Source organism: Mycobacterium sp. MUNTM1 (assembly GCF_054660795.1).
In genome coordinates, this window is record NZ_BAAGDE010000154.1 from 1 (window position 1) to 525 (window position 525).

At 69.5% G+C, this 525-nt stretch carries 1 protein-coding gene; it reads right to left on the reverse strand.

The genetic code is table 11. The annotated features are described in order from the left end of the window. Nucleotides 1–525 (reverse strand): MCE family protein (locus ACYQ8K_RS30195; protein WP_459975051.1); only part of this gene is annotated, 525 nt, incomplete at both ends.

A 525-nucleotide genomic window follows, 5' to 3' on the forward strand; every position in this document is an offset into this window, starting at 1 on the left:
CTGGCGGCCCCAGACGTACTCGATCGCATACGGCGATCCGGTGTCCAGGTGGTTGTACGGCGCAAGGCTGTTGCCGGTGTCCATCACCAGCTCCGGTGCCGGCCACAGGTCGCGGGTGATCTTCTGCCAGCACCCCGGGGCGCCGCCGGGACCGCCGCGCGCGTTCACCCTGGGCAGGTTCTCGGGATAGGTGTACGGGTTCGGCGCGCCGCCGACCAGACCGGCCGTGGCGCCGAGGCCCAGCGTGAGCGCGGCGACGGCGGCGAGCGACAGCGGGTTCGCGATCAGCCCCAGGCCCGACGTGACCTCGGTGTCCATATTCAACGAGTAGCCGTTGAAACCGCCCTCGGAGGCACCGGTGATGGGCACGATGTCGTGGTAGTTGTGCAGCGTGCAATAGATCTCCGGGCTGTAGGTGTCCAGCAGCTGCGCCGAGGGGATCAGGTCTTCGGCGCCGCGCGCCAGATACGGCCCGCCCTTGTTGAACAGCTCCGCGCCGGTGTTGCCGAACCCGGCCGCCGACAG